Origin of the sequence: Acinetobacter sp. 3657, assembly GCF_031456775.1 — a bacterium.
Classification (GTDB): Bacteria; Pseudomonadota; Gammaproteobacteria; order Pseudomonadales; family Moraxellaceae; genus Acinetobacter.
The window spans coordinates 186,417-209,730 of record NZ_JAVDVH010000005.1 but is presented as its reverse complement, the minus strand read 5'-3'; the positions used below and the strand labels follow the sequence as shown (position 1 = coordinate 209,730).

Genomic DNA, 23,314 nt, shown 5'->3' with positions numbered 1-23,314 from the left:
TAATCAAAAGAATACGGCAGATTCTAGCATAACTGTGAATTATACACGTTTCTAAATGTATAAGTTTTCAAGGAAGATGAAGAGATATAAAACAAGCTAAAATCAACCATAATAAAAATACTTGTTCCCTCTGATCTTTTTTCTCCAGACAACTTTATGAAATATGGTGCATACGTTATGATGAATCACGATTTTTGTAGAGTGTTTGAAAACCCTTATGCAACCTTTTGTTTTATATAACTCAGAGCAACGTAAAAAAGTTGAATTTGTCCCACTTAACGAAGGACAAATCGATATCTATGTCTGTGGTATGACCGTATACGATTACTGTCATATTGGACATGCTCGCGTTATGGTTGCATTCGACTTCATTACCCGCTTCTTGCGTAGTCAAGGCTGGAAAGTTCGCTACATTCGCAACATTACTGACATAGACGACAAAATCATTGCACGTGCCAATGAAAATGGTGAAAGCATTCAACAACTCACTGCTCGATTTATTGAGGCAATGAATGAAGATGCGACAAACTTAGGTTGTATTGCACCTGATGAAGCACCGAAAGCCACAGATTATATTGATCAGATGCAAAGCATGATCAGCACTTTAGTAGATAAAGGTGCGGCTTATCCTGCTGCAAATGGTGATGTCTATTTTGAAGTGACTAAATTCAATAAATATGGCCGCTTATCAGGTCGCAAACTAGATGATATGCAAGCAGGTGCATCAGAACGTGTTGATGTCGAAGTTGATAAAAAACACCCTTTTGATTTTGTACTTTGGAAGCATGCCAAAGCCAATGAACCTGCTTGGGCTTCTCCTTGGGGCAATGGTCGTCCCGGTTGGCATATTGAATGTTCTGCCATGTCGACCTGCTGCTTAGGCAATCACTTTGACATTCATGGTGGCGGCTCGGATCTGATGTTCCCTCACCATGAGAATGAAATCGCGCAAAGTGAAGCTTCTACTGGCGAACAATATGTAAATTATTGGATGCACGTTGGTTTCATCAATGTTGATGGCGAGAAAATGTCTAAATCTTTAGGCAACTTCTTTACCATTCGTGATGTGATGGAAAAATTCCATCCCGAAGTCATTCGCTATTTCATCGTGTCGTCGCATTATCGTAGTCCAGTCAACTTTTCCGATGTTGCATTAAAAGAAGCCAAAACAGCACTTAGCCGTTTTTATCATTCTTTTAAAGCCTATCAACAAGTTTATGGACAAAAAACAGTTGAAACCTTAGAAGCCAGTTTCGTTGAACGTTTTAACAATGCCATGCGAGATGACTTTAATACTGCTGAAGCGATGGCGGTATTATTTGAACTAAATAAAGAATTGAATCGTGCTGTAAAAGAACAACAGGCTGAACAAGCGACCGTTCTATACTCTACGCTACGAAACCTAACCAATGTTTTAGCTTTAGTTCAACACGATGTAGATGATTTTTTAAAGTCTGATATTGGTCAAGAAGCGCTTTCACTTTCTGATACCGATATTGAAGATTTTATTCAACAACGTGTAGATGCAAAAAAAGCCAAAGACTTTGCGAAGGCAGATGCAATTCGTCAATCCTTACTCGATCAAGGTGTGGTACTTGAAGATAGCCGTCAAGGCACGATTTGGCGTCGCGCTGACTAATTTAGTCAAAAAACAACCAATCAACAACTTAGAGAGTTGACAGTTTTATTAAACACTCTATAATGCGTCCATATTGCGGGAATAGCTCAGTTGGTAGAGCATAACCTTGCCAAGGTTGGGGTCGGGAGTTCGAGTCTCCTTTCCCGCTCCAGATTCAAAGAAAGGCACTTATCGAAAGATAAGTGCCTTTTTTCTTATACATTTGATACATCTCAGTTTCATCTTAACCGTCCTGTTTTACCAAAAATTAAATAACACTTACACTCCCCTACTATTATTTCCTTTTAAAATCTCATAACTTGGGTATCAATATTTTCACAGGGTTGTATCTAAGATGAAAAAATCAATAATCGCAGTTTCGCTTGCATCTGTATTTCTAGTGGCTTGTAATAAGTCAGAAACACCAAAAGATGACCACTCAACCCCTCCTGCAGTAACAACAGAGGCTGCATCCGAACCGATGATCGATCGTGAACATACCGCAGAAAACTCTTTAGATTGGAATGGTAGCTATAAAGGTGTATTACCTTGCGCCGATTGTGAAGGTATCGAAACAAAACTAGAGCTTAATTCGGATAAAACTTTTGAATTAGAAGAAACTTATCTCGGTAAAGGTGATGGGAAATCTTTTGAAAGTAAAGGTAGCTTCCAGTTTGATCGCAACAACACATCTATTATTGAACTAGACAAAGCTGGTGATAGCCGCAAATACTTTGTTGCCGAAGGCTACTTAAAAGCACTTGATTTAGAAGGTAATGAAATCACAGGTGCACTCGCAGATAAATACCAACTCAACAAAGAAGCAGAATAATTTTATCTACACTTAAATGCTCTCAATAAAAAACCCTGCTTTATCAGCAGGGTTTTTTTTGAATCAAATCAGGGCTTAGCCACCGAATTGGTTCATTGTGTTTTTAGAATCATCACCAGCTTTCAATGCATTGTCGCCAGCGAAGATTTCTTTATGGTCATCACCGATGTCAGAACCAGCCATTGCTTGGTGTTTAACACATGCGATACCACCGCGGATTTCTTTACGTTGTACGCCAGCAACATAAGCCAACATACCTTCAGAACCGAAGTAACCTTGTGCAAGCTCATGAGTAGAAAGCGCAGCAGTATGGTAAGTCGGAAGTGTGATCAAGTGATGGAACACACCCGCTTCACGAGAAGCATCTGCTTGGAAAGTACGGATTTTAGCATCAGCATCAGCAGCCAATTCAGTCTCATCGTACTCAGCGCTCATTAATTTAGCACGGTCGTAAGCAGAAACGTCTTTACCTTCAGCAACCCAACGATCGTAAGCTTGTTGACGGAAGTTTAAAGTCCAGTTGAATGATGGGCTGTTGTTATAAACAAGCTTCGCATTTGGAACAGTTTCACGTACACGGTTAACCATGTGAGCGATTTCGTCAACGTTTGGAGTCGCAGTTTCGATCCAAAGAAGGTCAGCACCATTTTGAAGGCTAGATACACAGTCAAGTACAACACGGTCAATTTGAGTGTCAGCACGGAACTGATATAAACCAGAAGCTAAACGCTTAGGACGGTGTAATTTACCATTACGTTTGATCAAGATTTCGTCTTCTTGAGCATCAGCAATATCAATTTCAGAAGTTTCTAAATAGCTAATGTACTGAGAAGCGATGTCACCTGGCTCTTTAACCACTGGGATTTTTTGAGTTAAGTCAGCGCCTTCAGAGTCAGTACGTGCAACGATGATACCGTCATCAAGACCCATTTCTAAGAATGCATAACGTAATGCATGGATCTTAGCGATGAAGTCTTCATGTGGAACTGTTACTTTACCAGCTTGGTGACCACATTGTTTCGCGTCAGATACTTGGTTTTCGATTTGAAGTGCACAAGCACCTGCTTCGATCATTTTCTTAGCAAGTAAGTAAGTTGCTTCTTCGTTACCGAAACCAGCATCGATGTCCGCAATAATTGGCACAACGTGAGTTTGGAAACCATCGATTTGAGCAGTGATTTCAGCAGCTTTAGCTGTATCACCCGCTTCTTTTGCTTTTTTAAGCGCGCGGAATAAATCGTTTAATTCTTTCGCATCAGCTTGACGTAAGAAGGTGTAGATTTCACCAATTAACGCAGCAACTGAAGTTTTTTCATGCATAGATTGGTCAGGAAGTGGACCAAATTCTGAACGAAGTGCAGCAACCATCCAACCAGAAAGGTAGATATAACGACGTTCAGTTGTACCGAAGTATTTTTTGTTCGCAATCATTTTTTGTTGCGCGATAAAACCGTGCCAGCAACCTAATGATTGAGTGTATTTGCTAGAGTCAGCATCATATTCAGCCATATCACGACGCATAATTGCAGCGGTATATTTAGCAATATCTAGACCTGTTTTGAATTGGTTTTGCAATTGCATACGCGCAGCATCTTCTGGGCTAATATCGCGCCAAGTGTCGCCGAATTTTGCTTTTAGTTCGCGGATTGCATCAATCGCTGTTTGATATGTAGTCATGATATATTCCTTTGAGGATTGGCATCGAATGATTGCTAAAAATCATGCTTTTCGCAGTCTAGATTTCAAGCACTTCATCAACATGTTTCACAGCTTAGTCTTTGCAAACGAATTTATCCAATATTCTAGGTTAATCTTCAGTATTTTTTTAAAAAATACATGGATAAAGACGTATTCACAATAACATATAACCAATTTAAGATATTGTTTTAAATTATATTTTTTTCATTAAAAGTTCATCAGCACTGTCTCGATGCTGTTGTAACACGCAATATCTGCTTTCTTTAAATCAGAAAAAGCGTCTAAAAAAACCGATTCGATAGCGCTTCATTCTGATCTTTTTTATTATACCCATATTCTTTCCTCCCAAAAAACAGCGTAAATTGACTGCTGAACAAGACAGAATTATGCTTTCAATAGCTTACGCCATTCATTACTGTGCAATTGTTTTTATATCGTATTAAGTTACGCAAACTGCTTTAAATATGTCATAATCCAGCACAATTTAAAGATTTTATTTTCGGTATTTTTTTTATGAATCTGGAACGGGTCGATCTCAATTTATTAATATATCTTGATGTACTTCTTCGTGAAAAAAATGTCACACGCGCCGCGGAACAGCTCGGTGTTACCCAACCAGCGATGAGTAATATTTTACGTCGTTTACGTAATTTATTTAATGATCCTTTATTGATCCGTTCATCAGAAGGCATGACCCCGACTGAACGTGCTTTAGAATTACAACCTCGTATTCGTGATGCACTCTCAGACCTTTCGATGATTCTGGAACCGCGTACCGAGTTCAGACCGTATACCAGTACTCGCGTGTTTCGCATTATGACATCTGACTATGCTGAGGCAACTTTAGTTCCTCGCTTAGTCAAAGCATTACGCTCAGAAGCACCCAATGTCGTACTCGACTTTTTGACCCCAAGCGATGTCTCATATCGAGACATGGAACAAGGCAAAGTCGATTTAGCCATTAACCGTTTCAATGAAATTCCGCAAAGCTTTCACCAAGTCTTGGTTTGGCGTGATAGCTTTAGTTGTATTTTGAATGATAAGCACCCTGCCGTTACCCACCTCAACCTCAAAAGTTATTTAGATGCTCAACATATTTGGGTATCAAAAACAGGTATGGGCGTTGGCTTCGGTGTAAATCCAGACAAACAAGCGGGTTTAGGTTGGATTGATCAAGCATTAGAACGTATAGGTCAACGTCGTAAGATATCAGTCTTTACCCGACACTATCAAATGCCTGCCCTTTTAGCTCAAAATGTTGATTTAATCGCAACGCTCCCAACACGGATGGCACAACTACAAACACAAAATCAAAGACTGGTCATCAAAGATCCTCCTTTTTATATTCCAGAATTTGAACTTAAAATGGCTTGGTGTCCTTTACTTCATCATCATCCAGCGCACCGTTGGTTAAGACAACTGATTCTATTTGTCGCGCGACAAATGATTGAAGAAGAAAACCGTGAGTTTTTATTAAATAATTCACAGTTTTCACAATACTAAAATTAGCTCATTACCTTAAAGTCTTTTCACTTTAAAATATGAGTAGTGCTGAGTTGATCTAAAGATTAACTCAGCGTCTTTTTTATGTTAAAACATTATGATAATTAATAATGATGAAAATCTAGGTGACGTGTGAGTCTCGTACAAAATATCATTATCATTGCCATGCTGATTGTTGCAGCAGGCTTTTTATCACTTACTGAAATCGCGCTAGCAGGTGCTCGCAAAGTTAAACTTAAGATTCTCGCGGAATCTGGAGAGCATCGCGCTCAAAAAGTGCTCGACCTACAAGAACAGTCTGCTGATTTCTTTGCCGCTTCACAAATCGGGCTAAATGCTGTTGCTATTTTAGGTGGTATTTTAGGTGAAGCAGCGTTTCGACCTCATTTTATTGAGCTGATTAGTCGCTTTTATACAGGACCATGGTTAGAAAACATTGGGTTCGCCGTTTCCTTTACTTTTGTGACATCACTATTTATTCTATTTGCCGATTTGATGCCAAAACGTCTGGCAATGATCGCACCAGAAAAAATTGCGATCAGTGTCATCGATCCGATCCAAATCTTTATTAAGGTCTGCAAACCCTTGGCTTGGGGCATCAATGCGATCGCAAACTTGTTATTCCGTCTGTTTAAAGTGAATACTGTGCGTGATGACAATATTACCTTTGATGATATTTCCGCAGTCATGGATGCTGGCGCTCAAGCAGGTGTTTTACAAAAACAAGAACATCATTTCATTGAAAATGTATTTGAACTAGAAGAACGTACTGTTCCATCAAGTATGACCACGCGAGAAAATGTGGTTTATTTTACCCTGAAAGAAAATGAAAGTAGTATTCGCCAAAAATTAGCTGAATACCCTTATTCAAAGTTTTTAGTCTGCAATGAACATATTGACCAAGTTATTGGCTATGTCGATACCAAAGACATTTTGGTCCGTATTTTAAATAATCAATCTTTGCTACAGCTCAATGAGTCTACGATTCGTACGGTTCTCATGCTTCCAGACACCCTAACCTTATCAGAGGTACTGGATCGGTTTCGCTCAACCAAAGAAAAATTTGCAGTCGTTATCAATGAATATGCATTCGTGGTTGGTGTCATTACCTTGAGCGATATTATGATTACAGTAATGGGCGATTGGGTTACACCGCTGGAAGAAGATCTACAAATTATTAAACGTGATAATCACTCATGGTTAATTGATGGTAGCACCCCAATAGAAGATGTAAAGCATGTCTTGGAAATTGAAGAATTCCCTGAAAACGAAAACTACGAGACGATTGCAGGTTTTATCATGTATCGTTTACGCAAGATTCCCCGCCCAGCCGATGCCGTAGAATATGCTGGTTTCAAATTTGAGGTGGTCGATATTGATCATTATAAGATTGATCAGCTGCTGGTGACTCAAATCCTATCTAGCCAAGAAAGTGAGTCTTTTTCAATTCAAGAAGACTAAAATCAAACTGAAGAACAAAGCCCATTGACTGGGCTTTGTTTTATTTCATGACAAACCAAATTAAGATGGCCAAAATAAAGAAGATCAAAACAAAAAGTTTGATTCCCCCTCGACTACGCTGGGCCAACTGTTCTTGGATACGCGCCTGTTCTTGCGGATGATCTTGTAAATATTGATCCACTAAATCTTTCGATTCTTTTAAGCCTAAACCCGTTTTTTCACGGGTAATCTTGATGGCATCAATTAATTTACCTTCTCGTAATACTTGTAAAGCCTCTGGCGGAATCTTCGTAGCTAAACGCATAAAATCAACAATCCTTGTTATTTTCAATGAGAGGATTCAAGCACGACACCGCGTTTATGATGTTTTAATTACCACCATAAAGTGAAATTAACTCATCGAGTGTTGCTTGATAATGAATCGAAATATCTTCAGCTAAAATCTTGTAGGCGTTATCAAACTGAACCATCGGCCAACCTTCCTTCCAGAACGGGAAAATATTGTGCAGACCTTCAGTGACAATTGCATCTTCACGACTAATTGCTTGAGCCACTTGCGAGAGTACTTGTGCAGTTTCAGCACCATCAATCGCAAGATAATCAATACCACGTACTTTTAAAATACGAATACGATCTTTTTTATAACGGATTTTTTTTGCTTGCCCTGCATTCAAACCCAATGCCAGTGTAACAGCTTCAACAAATTTATCTTCAAAACTTGTATGCAATGCCACCAATGCTTGTTTATGTGCTTCTTGGCGACCTGCTTTACCACCATTCACGATCATCTCTTTGGCTTCAACATCAAGCTCATCTTTTCTCATAGACTGTAAAATGTCTAAAATTTCGATATCGCTTAAAGATTCAGGAGAGTGCTCAGTCATGGGAGTCCTTGGACAAAAATATAAAGGGCTATTGTCGCATAAAAGCGATATCAAAGTAGGATAAAATTAAATACGATTTTAGATACAAACCACAAAAAAGAAGCCCGCTTTCGCGGGCTTCTTTTCAATCAATCTAAGCAATTATAGACGGACTAATGTCACAATCTTTTCAGCTGCATCTTCAACTGATTCAGCTGCTACCTCAGTATCAGTAGTATCAACCGTTGTTGTAATGACAACCACACCTGTTGCACGCAACAAGTTGATTTGCTCAACTGTTAAATCTGCTTTAGCAATTGCAACCACACCTTGTTGAATCAACAAGCTCTCTAAAGCATGCGCTTTTTCGATCAACTGTGCAGACACACCAATCACCGCAGGTTTTTGACCTAAACGAGCAGCACGATCTTCTGCGGTCACAGGATTGCTATGTGCAGTCCATTCCACTGCAGCCTCAACCATACCCGCACCAACCGTTACATTGCTTAAACGATCAATAAAAATGAATGAACCTGTATAACGACTGTCTTGATATTGGTCAAATACCACTGGTGCATCAAACTCAACCACAACATCTGCAATGGCATTTAACTCAAGCTCTTCAACTTGAGTATGCTCAAGGGTATTTACATTAACACGGTAATTAATTGTAGTTACTTTCGCAGGAACAGTTTGCGTACCCACTTTCAAGTTATACAGTTTGCCTTTTACCAAAGGATGTTCGGTCATCCACACCACAGATGCACGTACACTACGTGAAATCAGCGGTTGTTCGCCCGCACGTACTAAAACATTACCACGAGAAATATCAATCTCATCATTTAAAGTTAAGGTTACGGCTTGGCCTGCAAAGGCACGTTCAAGATTGCCATCATAGGTGACAATCTCTTTAACCGTTGATTTTTTACCTGATGGTAAGGCTAAAATTTCATCGCCAACATTAATACTGCCCAATGCAATCGTACCGGCAAAGCCACGGAAATCGAGATTAGGACGATTGACATATTGAACAGGGAAACGGAATTCTCGCTTATTTGATTCGCGTTTAATTTCCACTGACTCAAGAATATTCATCAAGGTTTGACCCTTGTACCACGGCGTACTTTCAGATGGATTGACGACGTTATCACCATTCAACGCAGAGATCGGTACAAAGACAATATTCTCAGGACAACGATCGCCGAGCTGGCTAACAAAGGCATCATATTCCACTTGGATTTCATTGAAACGCACTGCTGAGAATTCAACCAAGTCCATCTTGTTAATTGCAACCACGATATTTTTGATACCGAGTAAACTTGCAATAAAGGTATGACGACGCGTTTGTGTTTGCACACCATAACGTGCATCAATCAAGATAATCGCAAGATCCGCAGTAGACGCACCTGTCGCCATATTACGAGTATATTGCTCATGTCCTGGTGTATCCGCGATGATGAACTTACGCTTTTCCGTTGAGAAATAACGATAAGCGACATCAATGGTAATACCCTGCTCACGTTCAGCTTGTAAACCATCTACAAGTAAAGCAAGGTCAGGCGCATCACCCGTTGTACCGACTTTCTTACTGTCACGCGTGACTGCTTGCAATTGATCTTCATAAATCAATTTTGAATCATAAAGCAAACGACCAATTAAGGTACTTTTACCATCATCGACATTACCGCATGTTAAGAAGCGCAATAAGTCTTTTTGTTCATGCTGTTTTAAATAACCCAAGATATCTTGGCTAATAAGATCTGATTGATGAGACATTGCTCAAAACTCCACAAAATTTGAAATCGGATTTTGTAATCTCCCTAAATCCCTCTTTTAAAAGAGGGACTTACTTAAGGAAATTAGAAATAACCTTCCTGCTTTTTCTTTTCCATCGAGCCCGCTTCATCGTGGTCAATCATACGACCTTGACGCTCTGAACTGGTTGCTAAAAGCATTTCTTGGATAATTTCAGGCAAGTTATCCGCTTCAGATTCAACTGCACCTGTCAGTGGGTAACAACCAAGTGTACGGAAACGTACCGATTTCATTTGTGGAACTTCACCTTCTTTTAAACGCATACGCTCATCATCCACCATGATCAACGTACCACTGCGTTCAACCACTGGGCGAACTGCAGAGAAATAAAGCGGAACCAATTGGATATTTTCCAAATAGATGTATTGCCAAATATCTAACTCAGTCCAGTTCGACAATGGGAAAACACGGATGCTTTCGCCTTTGTTGACTTTACCGTTATAGAGATTCCAAAGTTCTGGACGTTGGTTTTTAGGATCCCAACGATGTTTGGTATCACGGAACGAATAAACACGTTCTTTGGCGCGTGATTTTTCTTCATCACGGCGTGCGCCACCAAAAGCTGCATCAAATTGGTATTTATCCAAAGCTTGCTTTAAACCCTGAGTTTTCATGATGTCAGTATATTTCGAACTACCATGATCAAATGGGTTAATTCCAGCGTCACGACCTTCTTTGTTTTGATGCACGATCAAATCAAAGCCATGTGTTTTTGCCATGTTGTCACGAAAGGTGATCATGTCTTTAAATTTCCAACCCGTATCTACATGTAGAAGTGGGAATGGAAGTTTTGCTGGATAGAATGCTTTTAAAGCCAGATGCAACATCACCGCTGAGTCTTTACCAATCGAGTAAAGCATGACAGGGTTTTCAAATTCGGCAGCAACTTCACGAATGATATGAATACTTTCAGCCTCAAGTTGTTTGAGGTGCGTTAATCTATTTTCAGTCATGTACACCTACCTCCTTATCCATGTTACCCATAAAATCTATAAGTGGTATTAAACCACCACTTGGAAGACCGTGTGGAGGAACGAGTGCCATAACAACTCCAATTTTTCGTGATATCAATATGCTTACTAGTGGCTTATTCACCAGCCAGTAAAGTTTATTCATTATAATAATTTAGATCGACTTCTTTAGCTTGTTTTTTCATATCAATATGCAAAATTGTGATATGCAAACATCAATGAAATATCAACAAACCCGAATAACGTACGCTAAATATTTTAGGATTCACATGATTTTATTCATGCAAAAAAAGAAGCCTAGATAGGCCTCTTTTTCTACAAATAGCGCTTAGAAACGGAACATATTTCGCTCTAACGGAATTTCCACACCGACTGAGATACCACCATCATTTCCATTCACATCAGAATCACTAACCCAACCATTAATTTTTAATGGAATCGTTGGTTTCACATAATGTGTCCACGTCAGGTCCAAACCTTTAACTTTATCATTTTTCGCAAAAGCTGAATTAATCGCTAAATCGGATTGATTGACTTTAGCGTATAACATTCGCCCACTTAAACGATTCATGGTATCAAAGCGAATATCACCACCTACAGAATACATTTGACCATCCCCCCCTATCGCATGGCCGAGTGGAAAACCATGTTGATAGTAACCATCTTTATATATTGTATGACTATACGAAATACCTTTTGCACTACCATTGGTACGTGTATCTGCCCACTCAGCATAAAGTTGGTAAGGCATGTTGTTATAACTTGATGAGAAATCCGTACCAGCTAGGTACATTTTTTTTGCTGGTAGACCACCTGCTTCATCTTCACCCACATATTGTCCATAGACACCCACTGGGGTATCTAATAAGGACTGTAAGTTTAAACGAAAATCAAAGCCTGCAATTTGATTTGATGGATCTGCTTTACCTGTTCCACCATTGTCTTTTGTTCCCAGCATTGCATCCCATAGTGAGCTGAAGCTTTCAGGACGACCTTCCCCCCCCCACTGCAACATACGAGAAGCACCTAATTCCAAATATGGCAAAGGTTGAGCAGTTACACGTAAACCGATTAATTTAGCATCTGGCACCGCTTCATAATCATCGAGCTGCCCAGCAAAAGCTTGATATTGCCAAGGACCTATCCAAGACAACCATTTTGTTTCGAAAGCGTTTTGTACCGCGCGTTGTGCCGTTACACCATACACAGGTCGACTGGCATCACCACGAATTAAACTGCCATCATGACCTGGCCCCCAATACGTTGGAATTTGACCTGCGATAACCCATTGATTCCAAAGATTTCCAGCAATATAAGAGCCTTCAACATTGACATCATGTCCATGATCAATCAACGGGTCTTTCTCACCATTGACTCTGATTTTTGCATCCCAATTTTCACCACCAGCATTAAACTCTAAAGCTGCTTGGTATTGAGATTTTTGGCTATCACCAAAGGCTTGTGGCACAGTTTTGAGATCAGTTCCCGCATGCAAGCCAACTTTAGCCGTTGCATTGTCAGCAGCTAATGCATGAACAACTGAGTCCACAACTTTCTGTTGTGCTTTATTGTTCACTTGAGCCTGTGATAATGCACGTTTAATCTCATCACCACTCATTGGCCATGTTGAGGTGCTGATTTGAATAACGCCTTGTTGATTCAACCAATTCAAGTCGGTACGTAAATTTTCATCATTCAACACAATGCCTTGTGCAAATGATGCAGAAGAAAGAGAAGCAAATAATGCAACATAAAGCGATTTTTTTAAAAACATATCTAAGCTGTTCTCAAATTTATTTATGAGCACATCATCGTTTTTTTATAGATGCTTTTCAATCACCAAACCAATCAATTACATTTCTTAACATGGGATAAAAAAATTGACAGCTCAGGATATCACTGAGTACCCTTTGTTTTTTCTTTAACCCTATTGAAATCAGATAATGAAAAAACTTATTCCAACGCTTGTCCTTGGCGCAGCGATTTGTATGCCAGCTTTTGCTCAACAAGCATCAAAAGAGTCGGTAAAAGAGTTATTAAAAATCACTAAATCAGAACAACTCATCGATCAATCCAACGAATATATCCATAAATTTACAGCCTCAAGCATTGAACAAATAACTCAGGGGCAGGAAATCAATACCAAAAAAAAGAAAGCCATTGAAAATTACAGTCAAAATATTGCAAACATCCTAAAACAGGATTTTACATGGGCAAAATTAGAACCCGACATGATTAAAATCTATGCTGAAGAATTTACACAAGAAGAAATCAACGGCATGCTTGAGTTTTACAAAACGCCTGTTGGTCAATCTACGATTGATAAATTACCGATTGTCATGAAAAAAAGTATGCAAGTTGGATACCAGCAAATGAATGAATTAATGCCGAAAATCATACAAGCAGGTGAAAAACTTGAAAAAGAGATGCAGGAAAAATAATAAATAAAAGCACATATAAAAAAATAGCCACAAATCAGATGTGGCTATTTTTATTTGACTTCAAATTAGTCTTTACGGCGCATATGCGGGAACAATAGAACGTCACGAATACTCGCTGCATTTGCAAACAACATCACCAAACGATCGATACCAATCCCTTGACCAGCGGTTGGCGGCAAACCGTATTCCAATGCTTCGATGAAGTCTGCATCATAATGCATTGCTTCATCATCACCAGCATCTTTCTCTGCGACTTGTGCTTGGAAACGTTCAGCTTGATCGATCGGATCATTTAACTCCGAGAAACCATTTGCCAATTCACGACCACCAATAAAGAACTCAAAACGATCTGTGATATGTGGATTATCATCATTACGGCGTGCAAGCGGTGAAGTTTCAGCAGGATATTCAGTAATGAACGTCGGCTGACGGAGTTTAGTCTCTACTGTTTCTTCAAACACGATAGTTTGTAATTTACCTAAACCAAAACCTGGTTTAACCTGCTCTTTTAAAACGTCTTTGGTGAATTTAGCCAAGAATTCACGATCATTGACATTTTCAGGTGTGAAATCTGGATTATGCTCAAGAATCGCATCAAACATTGAGATTTTCTTGAATGGGCCTTTGAAGCTATACACTTCTTCACCATAAGGTACATCAGTAGAACCCAAAATATCAACGGCCAACTTTTCAAGCATGTTTTCAGTCAGTGTCATCAAGTCTTTATAATCAGCATAAGCTTGATAAAACTCAATCATGGTGAATTCTGGGTTGTGACGGGTTGAAACACCTTCGTTACGGAAGTTACGGTTAATTTCAAACACACGCTCAAAGCCACCAACAACCAGACGCTTTAAATATAACTCTGGCGCAACACGCAAATAGAGCTCCATATCTAAAGCATTATGATGCGTAACAAACGGCTTCGCAGATGCGCCACCTGGAATTACATGCATCATTGGCGTTTCTACTTCCATGAAACGTTCATTGATTAGATAGTTACGCATACCCGCGATCACTTGAGCACGAATCTCGAAAGTTCTGCGCGTTTCTTCATTTACGATCAAGTCTAGGTAACGCTTACGATATTTCGCTTCAGTGTCAGTTAAACCGTGGAATTTGTCTGGAAGTGGACGCAAAGATTTGGTGAGCAATTCAAATGCTTCAAGGTGGACATATAGGTCACCCTTACCCGAACGACCAATGTAGCCTTCAGCCGCAATAATATCGCCCAAGTCTAAGCTTTTAATCGTTTCTAAAACGTCTGCTGCTAAACCTTTACGGTCAACATATAACTGGATACGGCCTGTCATATCCTGAATCACAATAAATGATCCACGATTCAGCATGACTCGACCCGCGAGTTTTACATAAACTTTTTCAGCACCTTCGATTTGTGCTTTATCTTGATCTTTGAATTGTTGTTGCAAGTCAGCCGTATAATGCTCACGTTTGAAGGTATTCGGCCAAGGGCTTTTGCCTGTCTGTTTTGCAGTCTCTTGGATTTGCTTTAATTTGGCATGACGCTGTGCGATTAAATCGTTTTCGGAAAGTATTTGTTCAGAAGTCGATTGAGCGTTTTGTTGCGTCATTTCTGCCTCGATTTAAGTAAAAAAATAAAGGCGAATAGAATAGCAGATCACAACACATTTTCGTATCATTTCAGCTTTATAATCTCGAAAAAAGCGAATCTTTATCGATTTTCAGCCTTTCCGATCGGGTAATTACAATATAAATATCCAATAAAGTTTAACTTATTTTTCAGCTAAGTATTTCACCATTGCCAATCCTTGATCAAAGCCTTTATTCATCATTTCTGTATATTCTGGCTGAATATCCACTTCTACATGAAGCTGAGTACCCTCCTCGACATCAGTCAACAGATACTTTTCTAATGCACCAGCCCACGACTTTACGTCATCACTATCTAAGTCTTCTTTCCCATCCATAATCATACCGAGATGTTTAAAGACAACTGTATTCGGCTCATCTAAATGTTCAATGGTAGATACCATGCCATTTCCTTCACCATCACGAAAATAGGTTTTGCCACCCACTTCCCAGTCGGTTTGCATTGTTGAACTACACGAAAAAAACTTTGTCCATGTTTGATAGGTTTCGGTTGCCCATAACACATCCCAAACTTTCTGTTTAGGTGCGTGTATTTTTATCGAATAAGATAAGGTTTCCATATGTTATTGCTCCATCTTGGTTGTAATAATGATGATATCTCAAGTTCAGGTGTTCATTTTTCAATCAAACCATATTTATACATTTGCACCTTTTTAAATTACATCGTGATATTTACGACTATAAAAATTAGAGTAATTGCACAAATAACAAGACTTTCAGCTAGAATTGCCATATTACTTTTTCTATAAATGATTAAACTCTTGCATTTACTTTACTTAAAAGTCGATCTGCGTAAAAATCTAACTCCCAATCAACACAAGTTTGTTGTATTGCAGCGATCGTAGCGACATTATGGAATAGTTTACTGAAAGGCAATTTGAGCATACCTATCAGTTTGGAGAGTCACATGAAAAAATATCAATGTATCGTTTGTGGGTGGATTTACGACGAAGCAGATGGTTGGCCACAAGACGGCATTGCAGCAGGAACTAAATGGGAAGATATCCCAGATGATTGGACTTGCCCAGATTGCGGCGTTTCAAAAGCTGATTTTGAAATGATTGAAATCTAAGATTGTCAAAAAGGCCATGATCACATGGTCTTTTTTTCTATAATTTATTTTTAAATGAAAAAATGTTGGAGAATATAATGCATCCTATCATCATCATCGGATCAGGTATGGCAGGTTATACCGTTGCTCGTGAGTTTCGCAAACTGAGCCCAGAACAAGAACTCGTTATGATCTGTGCAGATGATGCGGTAAATTATGCAAAACCAACGCTATCCAATGCATTTGCTGGCAAAAAAGCACCTGAACAAATCGCTTTGGGTGATGCCGCAAAAATGGCAACCCAACTGAACATGCGTATTGAAGCAGAAACTTGGGTCAAAGAAATCAATGCCGAAAATCATGAAATCATATTAGAAAAAAATGGTGAAACTATTAGCCAACCCTATTCAAAACTGGTGCTTGCGGTCGGTGCAAATCCAATCCGTTTAGCCATTTCTGGTGACGGTAGCGATGATATACATGTTGTAAACTCACTGATCGACTATCGCACATTCCGTGAGAACTTAGCGAAACGTAAAGACAAACGTGTGGTTATTCTAGGTGCTGGATTAATTGGTTGTGAATTTGCCAACGACTTGCTGCATAGTGACTATGACATCACGGTGATTGATCTCGCGCCACAACCCCTTGGTCGTTTGTTGCCTAATCATGTTGCTGATGCATTTAAAACCAACCTAGAACAAGCAGGGATCAAATTCGCCCTATCTACTACGGTAGAAAAAGTCACTAAAATTAATAATGGTGAAGACTACGAAGTTACTCTCGCCAACGGTAAAACCTTAATCGCTGATATTGTACTTTCCGCAATTGGCTTACAACCAAATACAGCTTTAGCCAAAGCAGCAAGAATTCAAACCAGCCGTGGAATCATTACCAATACATTATTGGAAACGAATCAAGCCGATATCTATGCGGTTGGTGACTGTGCAGAAGTAAATGGCACACTGCTTCCATTTGTGATGCCAATCATGCAACAAGCGCGCGCTTTGGCAAAAACACTCAGCGGTCAAAATACTGCGGTACATTATCCTGCGATGCCAGTTGCTGTAAAAACGCCAGCTGCGCCATTGACCGTTTTACCTGCACCAATCGGTGTCGAAGTAAACTGGGAAACTGAAGAGTTTGATGATGGTATGCTTGCAAAAGCCAATGATGCTGAAGGTACATTAAGAGGTTTTGTCCTGCTCGGTGCAACAGCAAGTAAACAACGTTTAACTTTAACCAAACTTGTTCCAGATTTAATTCCTGCACAAGTTTAAAGTCTAACTATAATGAGTTTGTTGTGAAATCAAGACCAACAAACTCACGATTGATAAAAAGAATTCAACTCGGAATAAATCCCATGAACAGTGCCTTTCAATTCAATGCGTCGCCTTATACTTCATTTATGCAAGAAACCAAAGTCACTTTGGGCAATGGAATTGAGTTACATGTTGAAATTGGAGGCAACCCTGAACACCCAACGATTTTGCTGATCATGGGATTGGGTGCTCAAATGCTGTTTTGGCCTGATTTTTTTTGTAAATCTTTGATTGATCAAGGTTTCCGCGTTATTCGTTTTGATAATCGTGATATCGGTTTATCTTCAAAAATTCGTAATAAAAAACAACGTCTCAACACCATGAAATTGATGAGTCGCTTTATGTTGGGCTTAGGCAATGAAGGTGCGCCTTATACGCTGTATGATATGGCCGATGATGTGGCGATGTTGATTGACCAATTAGGTCTCGGCAAAACCTATATTTTAGGTGCCTCAATGGGTGGCATGATTTCCCAAATCGTTGCAGCAAAATATCCTGAGAAAGTTGAAAAAGTTGGCTTATTATTTACCAGTAACAATCAGCCCTTTCTAAAATTACCACATCCGAAGCAACTTTTTAGTTTACTTGGTAGACCTGAAGCGCATGATGAAGAAGCAATTGTTAATCACAGTTTAAAAGTATTTCAAATTATTGGCTCGCCAGGTTATGTGAACCAACTCGAAACAATTCAAACCATTCGTAAATTATATCGCCGTAGTTTTTACCCAGCGGGTGTACTTCAACAATTTTTAGCAATATTATGTACGGGTTCTTTGTTACCTTTAAACAAGAATATTACTCAACCAACCTTGGTTGTACATGGTTCAAAAGATCGTTTGTTACCACCAAGTCATGGGAAAGCAGTTGCAAAAGCAATTTCTGGTGCTAAGTTTGAATTAATTCAAGGAATGGGGCATGATATTCCAGCACATTTCATTCCTCAACTTAGCGGTTTGTTTGTTCATCATTTTAGATCATCACACTAGGACACTATGGCTGCATTACCCTCATTAAGACAGCTATCATATTTAGTTACGTTGTCAGAAACATTACATTTTACTGAAGCAGCACGCCGTTCATTTGTTACCCAGTCCACATTGTCTGGGGGGATTATGGAATTAGAGCGTCTGTTAGGTGGCGTCTTAGTTGAACGTGATCGTCAAAACGTTCGCTTAACCCCTTTAGGTGAACAAGTTGTAGCGCGCGCACGTGTGTTATTGGCTGATGCACAGGACCTCATGCGCTTAAGTCGAGAAATGAGTGAACCACTAACTGGTGATTTGCATCTGGGTATTATTCCAACCATTGCGCCGTTTATTTTGACTCAGTTGCTTGATGAAGTTCATCAACACTTACCCAAAATCCAACTGCATCTCCATGAAGCGCAAAGTGAAAAAATTGTAGAAAAGCTCGAACATGGCAATCTTGACATGATTGTGCTGGCACTTCCTTTTGATACTCGTGGTCTAAAAGTCTCTGAAATTGCGAAAGAGCATTTGTCGCTTGTTTACAACAAAAACGATAGTAATGCGATTCATGCAAACAGTTTAGATGACCTTGATCTGACCCGTTTAATGTTACTCGAAGAAGGTCATTGTTTACGTGATCATGCTTTAAGTGCCTGCCCTGTCGGTGAGCGTAAAAATGATCACCGCTTAAAAGCAAGTTCCTTACCGACCTTAGTCGAGATGGTATCTTCCGACCTTGGCTTTACGCTACTACCTGAAATTGCAATCAAAAATAGTATGCTGAGTGGCAATGATGCGATTGCGATTAAATCAATTCAAGATGCACCAAGCCGCACACTTGCATTAATTACCCGTAAAAGCACCCCACTACAAAGTGAGTTTGATGTGATCTTAGATATTCTTAAAAAAATCACATCACATTTAGAATAATTAAAAAGCCTGTAGTTGAACGATTCAACTACAGGCTACTTTCAACTAAAATAAATCAATGATCATTTTATCTCTAACAAATTAACCTGCTCAACCTGCACATCACTCATACGCTGACCTTGATCAAGCAGTTGATCAAAGTAAGACTCCACCACTTTTGCTTGATCGGCCGTACTTTCAACCTTATACATATTTTGACGAAACTCGTTACTTGAACGTAAACCTTTGGTATACCAAGCAATATGTTTACGTGCAATACGACAACCAGAGTACTCACCATAAAATTGATATAGCTCAGCCAAATGCCCCAATAAAACCATTTTGACTTCAGCAATATCTGGTGCGGCCAGATGTTCGCCTGTTTGCAGATAATGACCAATTTCTCTAAATATCCAAGGTCGTCCTTGCGCAGCACGGCCAATCATAATGGCATCTGCCCCTGTATAGTCCAAAACATATTTGGCTTTTTCTGGACTATCGATATCACCATTGGCGATCACAGGAATACTCAGAATTTCTTTTACTCGTTTGATCAGTTCATAACGTGCGTTATTTAAATACATATCTTCGCGCGTACGTCCATGCAAAGCTAAAGCAGCGATTCCCGCTTGTTCTGCACGTTTAGCGACACGTAAAATATTTTCTTCGCCGTTCAAGAAACCAAGTCGGGTTTTTAAAGTTACAGGAACATCAACTGCGGCCACTACGGTATCCAAAATACGAGCAACGAGGTCTTCATCTTGCAACAACGCTGAGCCTGCGAGTTTGTTGCAGACTTTTTTTGCTGGACATCCCATATTGATATCAACAATTTGTGCACCATTGGCAACCTGATAACGCGCGGCTTCAGCGAGTTGCTCTGGATCAGAACCCGCAATCTGTGCAGAAATCGGGGCAAGCTCACCATCGAAATTTGCTCGATATAAGCTTTTTTTGGTCATACGTAAAGTTTTATCTGCTGTCATCATTTCACTAACAGCATGCCCTGCACCAAAGTATTTGCACAGCGTTCTGAACGGTCGGTCAGTTACACCCGCCATCGGAGCAACAATCAGATTATTTGACAGTTGATAGGAACCAATATACATATATTTTCTTACAATTTTTGATCAACATAGTATACTTCATTCGCCCATTCAGCTCATCTTTTTATGCGGTGTTGTCTTGATTATGAACAAAACCTCTCCGACTCATCCTTTATTAAAAGCGATGAGCATCCTTGCAACATGTGTTGGTTTAACCGCTTGTGATAAAGCATGGTGGTCAAATAGTAAAGAACCTGAAATGCAAGCTGAGCACATTAAAAAAGTCATTCCATCACGTGTGAATGACCGTCAATCGTGGGCGCAAGATATTCATGACATTATGCAGGAATTAAGTATTCCTCAAACCAAACAAAATGTTTGTAGTATTGTGGCTGTGGTGGATCAGGAATCAAATTTTATTGCAGATCCACAAGTGGCTGGCTTAGGTGAGAAAGCAGTCCAAGAAATTAACACGCGTTTAAAAGAAAAATTTGAAGCCAAATTAGGTGAAAATATCGGAGGAACCATTGCAGGTTACTTTGAAGAGGTTTTAAAAACCCAACCCTCACCTGAAGATAACTATATGCGTCAAATGCGACGCGTTAAAACTGAACGAGAACTTGATTTACTTTATCGTGAAATTTTTGCTTATATGGCAAAGCACTATCATATCAGTGCTTTAACAGGTGCAGCCAAGTTGGTGGGGCAGGACATCAGTGAAAAGATGAATCCAATTACGACACTCGGTTCAATGCAAGTCCATATTAATTATGCCAAAGAACATAAACGTATCGGGATGAGTACAGCCGAACTACGCGATGATCTATACACACAATATGGTGGTCTATATTATGGCATCCATCGTTTAATGGTTTACCCCGCCGATTATGATAAAGCAATTTATCGTTTCGCTGATTATAATTCAGGAATGTATTCTAGCCGCAATGCTGCATTCCAAAGCATGTTGGATGCATTAACCGACATTGAAATCGGTTTAGACGGCGATCTGCTTATTTATAATAAAGAAGGCAATATCCGCACCACGCAAAGTCAAACTGAAAAAGCCTTGATTTCTGTTTTTGCTGCAAATAATGTTTTGGTCACGCCGCGCCAAGTACGCAGCGATCTCAAAAAAGAAAAATCGAAAAAACTAGAAAACACCCAAACTTATCTTGCGCTACAAAATTTATATCAAAGCAAAACAGGGAAAGACGCAAAATATGCGATCATGCCCCAAGTTGTGATTTCAGGTCCTAAGCTGAGTCGTGATTATAATACCAATTGGTTTGCGAGCCGTGTAAATGGACGATATGAGACATGCATGCAAAGAGCAAAACAGATAAAACTTTAAACCTTGCTTTATTTGATTTTGATGGGACACTTTATCCAAAAGATAGTTTTACTGGATTTATTTTTTTCACTTTTCCAAAACACCATATCGTAACCCGAGGCTTGAAAATCTTGCCTTGGATTATGGCTTATTATTTAGGCTTATATCCTGCTCATGCAATGCGTCCTCGCTTATTTCAAAGCATGTTTAGAGGAGTTTCAGCAGACTTACCTCAAAGTTTAGCACCACGCTATGCGCAAAAAATCATTAAAGAATTAGACCAAAATCTACTTCAACAGCTTTATTTACACCAGCAACGTGGTGATCATGTGGTGCTTGTCTCAGCCTCAGTTGACTTATATTTGGCACCAGTTTGCGAACTTCTAAATATTGAACTGATTTGTACGCAAACAGAAATTAACAATGGCATTTTATCGGGTAACTACAACTCTAAAGATTGTAGCTGCGAACAAAAGAAGCTCAGAGTATTGGAAAAGTATAATCTGGACCACTACCAACAAGTCTATGCCTATGGCAATAGCCATGAAGATCTTGAAATGTTCAGTCTCACCGATCAACACTTTATGGTTGGTCGTGATGATACGCTACCTGAGCTAGTCGATGCACATCCGATTGAAGCGATGCATAGGCAAAAGAAATTAGAAAAAGACTCTACATGAGAAGAATTATTAGTTATCATTTGTTCAAATAAATCGTCTTGTGAATTGACCATGAATGCTCATACTGCACCTCAGGCCAATGTCTTAACTATCCAGCAATTGAGCAAACAATATGGCTCACGATTTGCTGTAAATCAGGCGACGTGGTCTGCGACCAGTGGGCAAATCGTCTGTTTACTTGGACATTCAGGTTGTGGAAAGACCACAATGCTGCGTTTGATTGCAGGCTTAGAAACGCCAAGTAGCGGTTCAATTCAACTCGAACAAAATACCTTATGGGATGCCCAACAGCAGGTTGCCGCCGAAGACCGCAATATTGGCTTAGTGTTTCAAGACTATGCACTTTTCCCACACTTGAGTGTGTTGGAAAATGTCATGTTTGGTTTAAAAAAATTCCCAAAACCACAACGACAAACGATAGCAGAACAAGCATTAAAGCATGTTTCGATGCATCATCATCTACACAGTTATCCTTATACCTTATCTGGTGGCGAGCAACAGCGTGTGGCTTTAGCACGTGCCCTTGCACCAAAACCTCATGTCTTACTCATGGATGAACCTTTTTCTAATCTTGATCACCGTTTACGAGATCAAATCAGACAAAGCACTATCGAAATTTTAAAAAAAACAGCCACGACAACGATTATCGTGACTCATGATCCTGAAGAAGCGCTGCAAATTTCAGATCAGATTATTCTGATGCATCAAGGTAAGATCATTCAAATCGGCACCCCGAAACAACTTTATTTACAACCGAAAACCTTATTTGCTGCACGTTATTTTTCTGCTTTAAATGAAATACCAACGCAACGATCGGATCACCAAATTACCAGCATTTTTGGAACGATCGCTGTACCTCAGCACTTAAATACAACTCAGCAGCCGATTCAGTGTTGTTTCCGCCCTCATCAACTCAATGTGTTCCGTGTACCCACTGAGGGGACTTTAGCTGCCAAAGTGATTTCATCGAGCTTTATGGGACATACTCAATTACTGCGTTTACAGCTTGATTTGCAAGATATTATATTACTGGCTCACGTTGACCATCGACAAAATTTTGCTGAAACTAAACAGGTTTATCTTTCTGTAGATTTAACAACATGTTTTTTCTACGCATCGGATGACAGTTTCAACACAGATCACCTTAGTACTGAACAAACACTTCAAGTTTAAA

The 23,314-nt window shown here is 39.5% G+C and carries 21 protein-coding genes and 1 tRNA gene; 13 read left to right on the top strand and 9 right to left on the bottom strand.

The genetic code is table 11. The annotated features are described in order from the left end of the window. Positions 1 to 217: 217 nt before the first annotated feature. The 3 genes from cysS (at position 218) to J2Y37_RS08110 (ending at position 2,450) form a co-directional block, all read left to right on the top strand. Positions 218 to 1,639, top strand: a complete 1,422-nt coding sequence (gene cysS / locus J2Y37_RS08120) for a cysteine--tRNA ligase (RefSeq protein WP_349032490.1) — start codon at positions 218 to 220, stop codon at positions 1,637 to 1,639. A 75-nt stretch (positions 1,640 to 1,714) separates the two neighbouring features. Beyond that, positions 1,715 to 1,790, top strand: a tRNA-Gly gene (locus J2Y37_RS08115). Positions 1,791 to 1,973: 183 nt separating this feature from the next. Beyond that, on the top strand, positions 1,974 to 2,450 hold the full coding sequence (locus J2Y37_RS08110) for a copper resistance protein NlpE (protein WP_005196059.1): 477 nt from the start codon (positions 1,974 to 1,976) through the stop codon (positions 2,448 to 2,450). 75 nt (positions 2,451 to 2,525) lie between these two features. Here J2Y37_RS08110 and J2Y37_RS08105 read toward each other — a convergent pair whose 3' ends face one another. Continuing rightward, positions 2,526 to 4,127 (bottom strand): isocitrate lyase, encoded by a 1,602-nt coding sequence (locus J2Y37_RS08105; RefSeq protein ID WP_004668784.1) that lies wholly within the window; start codon positions 4,125 to 4,127, stop codon positions 2,526 to 2,528. Between the two features lie 534 nt (positions 4,128 to 4,661). Between J2Y37_RS08105 and J2Y37_RS08100 the strand changes: the two genes are divergently transcribed. Together J2Y37_RS08100 and J2Y37_RS08095 are read left to right on the top strand one after the other, a co-directional pair. Next, positions 4,662 to 5,651, top strand: a complete 990-nt coding sequence (locus tag J2Y37_RS08100; RefSeq protein WP_004668785.1) for a LysR family transcriptional regulator — start codon at positions 4,662 to 4,664, stop codon at positions 5,649 to 5,651. A 132-nt stretch (positions 5,652 to 5,783) separates the two neighbouring features. Further along, positions 5,784 to 7,112: a hemolysin family protein gene (locus J2Y37_RS08095; RefSeq protein ID WP_349032489.1), complete on the top strand. Its 1,329-nt coding sequence runs from the start codon at positions 5,784 to 5,786 to the stop codon at positions 7,110 to 7,112. A 40-nt stretch (positions 7,113 to 7,152) separates the two neighbouring features. On the opposite strand, the gene J2Y37_RS08090 is transcribed toward J2Y37_RS08095, so the two are convergent. The 5 genes from J2Y37_RS08090 to J2Y37_RS08070 all read right to left on the bottom strand — a co-directional run bounded on the left by J2Y37_RS08090 (position 7,153) and on the right by J2Y37_RS08070 (position 12,535). After that, a complete protein-coding gene (locus J2Y37_RS08090) occupies positions 7,153 to 7,416 on the bottom strand; it encodes a ribosomal protein L7/L12 (protein ID WP_004668790.1) in 264 nt (87 codons plus the stop codon). 64 nt (positions 7,417 to 7,480) lie between these two features. Next, positions 7,481 to 7,996 (bottom strand): hypothetical protein, encoded by a 516-nt coding sequence (locus tag J2Y37_RS08085; RefSeq protein WP_004668792.1) that lies wholly within the window; start codon positions 7,994 to 7,996, stop codon positions 7,481 to 7,483. Between the two features lie 141 nt (positions 7,997 to 8,137). Next, positions 8,138 to 9,751, bottom strand: coding sequence for a sulfate adenylyltransferase subunit CysN (gene cysN, locus J2Y37_RS08080; protein ID WP_349032488.1), 1,614 nt, complete (start codon positions 9,749 to 9,751; stop codon positions 8,138 to 8,140). 83 nt (positions 9,752 to 9,834) lie between these two features. Continuing rightward, positions 9,835 to 10,743 (bottom strand): sulfate adenylyltransferase subunit CysD, encoded by a 909-nt coding sequence (gene cysD, locus J2Y37_RS08075; protein WP_004668796.1) that lies wholly within the window; start codon positions 10,741 to 10,743, stop codon positions 9,835 to 9,837. Between the two features lie 346 nt (positions 10,744 to 11,089). Next, on the bottom strand, positions 11,090 to 12,535 hold the full coding sequence (locus J2Y37_RS08070; RefSeq protein ID WP_349032487.1) for a capsule assembly Wzi family protein: 1,446 nt from the start codon (positions 12,533 to 12,535) through the stop codon (positions 11,090 to 11,092). A gap of 169 nt (positions 12,536 to 12,704) precedes the next feature. Here J2Y37_RS08070 and J2Y37_RS08065 point away from each other — a divergent pair, with 169 nt between their 5' ends. Continuing rightward, a complete protein-coding gene (locus J2Y37_RS08065) occupies positions 12,705 to 13,202 on the top strand; it encodes a DUF2059 domain-containing protein (RefSeq protein ID WP_349032486.1) in 498 nt (165 codons plus the stop codon). A gap of 65 nt (positions 13,203 to 13,267) precedes the next feature. Here the strand turns inward: J2Y37_RS08065 and lysS are convergent, their stop codons facing one another. Continuing rightward, on the bottom strand, positions 13,268 to 14,794 hold the full coding sequence (gene lysS, locus J2Y37_RS08060) for a lysine--tRNA ligase (RefSeq protein WP_004668804.1): 1,527 nt from the start codon (positions 14,792 to 14,794) through the stop codon (positions 13,268 to 13,270). Between the two features lie 162 nt (positions 14,795 to 14,956). Beyond that, a complete protein-coding gene (locus J2Y37_RS08055) occupies positions 14,957 to 15,394 on the bottom strand; it encodes an SRPBCC domain-containing protein (protein ID WP_349032485.1) in 438 nt (145 codons plus the stop codon). 347 nt (positions 15,395 to 15,741) lie between these two features. On the opposite strand from J2Y37_RS08055, the gene rubA reads away from it, so the two are divergent. The 4 genes from rubA to oxyR all read left to right on the top strand — a co-directional run bounded on the left by rubA (position 15,742) and on the right by oxyR (position 19,105). Beyond that, positions 15,742 to 15,906, top strand: coding sequence for a rubredoxin RubA (rubA, locus tag J2Y37_RS08050; RefSeq protein WP_004663059.1), 165 nt, complete (start codon positions 15,742 to 15,744; stop codon positions 15,904 to 15,906). Between the two features lie 77 nt (positions 15,907 to 15,983). Beyond that, on the top strand, positions 15,984 to 17,165 hold the full coding sequence (gene rubB, locus J2Y37_RS08045; RefSeq protein ID WP_349032484.1) for a rubredoxin reductase RubB: 1,182 nt from the start codon (positions 15,984 to 15,986) through the stop codon (positions 17,163 to 17,165). 83 nt (positions 17,166 to 17,248) lie between these two features. Then, the gene (locus J2Y37_RS08040) at positions 17,249 to 18,193 is read left to right on the top strand and encodes an alpha/beta hydrolase (protein WP_004668810.1); all 945 of its coding nucleotides are present in this window, start codon (positions 17,249 to 17,251) and stop codon (positions 18,191 to 18,193) included. Positions 18,194 to 18,199: 6 nt separating this feature from the next. Further along, on the top strand, positions 18,200 to 19,105 hold the full coding sequence (oxyR, locus tag J2Y37_RS08035) for a LysR family transcriptional regulator OxyR (protein WP_004668812.1): 906 nt from the start codon (positions 18,200 to 18,202) through the stop codon (positions 19,103 to 19,105). Between the two features lie 62 nt (positions 19,106 to 19,167). Here oxyR and dusB read toward each other — a convergent pair whose 3' ends face one another. Beyond that, positions 19,168 to 20,193 (bottom strand): tRNA dihydrouridine synthase DusB, encoded by a 1,026-nt coding sequence (dusB, locus tag J2Y37_RS08030; RefSeq protein ID WP_004668814.1) that lies wholly within the window; start codon positions 20,191 to 20,193, stop codon positions 19,168 to 19,170. 82 nt (positions 20,194 to 20,275) lie between these two features. Between dusB and J2Y37_RS08025 the strand changes: the two genes are divergently transcribed. The 3 genes from J2Y37_RS08025 to J2Y37_RS08015 are packed head-to-tail and all read left to right on the top strand — an operon-like array spanning position 20,276 to position 23,313. Continuing rightward, complete coding sequence (locus J2Y37_RS08025) at positions 20,276 to 21,481, top strand: DUF1615 family protein (protein ID WP_004668816.1); 1,206 nt, start codon at positions 20,276 to 20,278, stop codon at positions 21,479 to 21,481. Further along, a complete protein-coding gene (locus J2Y37_RS08020) occupies positions 21,448 to 22,140 on the top strand; it encodes an HAD-IB family hydrolase (RefSeq protein ID WP_005195894.1) in 693 nt (230 codons plus the stop codon). The genes J2Y37_RS08025 and J2Y37_RS08020 overlap by 34 nt, the downstream gene beginning before the upstream one ends. 51 nt (positions 22,141 to 22,191) lie before the next feature. After that, positions 22,192 to 23,313 carry an ABC transporter ATP-binding protein gene (locus tag J2Y37_RS08015; protein WP_349032483.1) on the top strand — a complete coding sequence of 374 codons (1,122 nt, stop codon included), beginning with the start codon at positions 22,192 to 22,194 and terminating at the stop codon, positions 23,311 to 23,313. The last annotated feature ends 1 nt before the right edge of the window (position 23,314 follow it).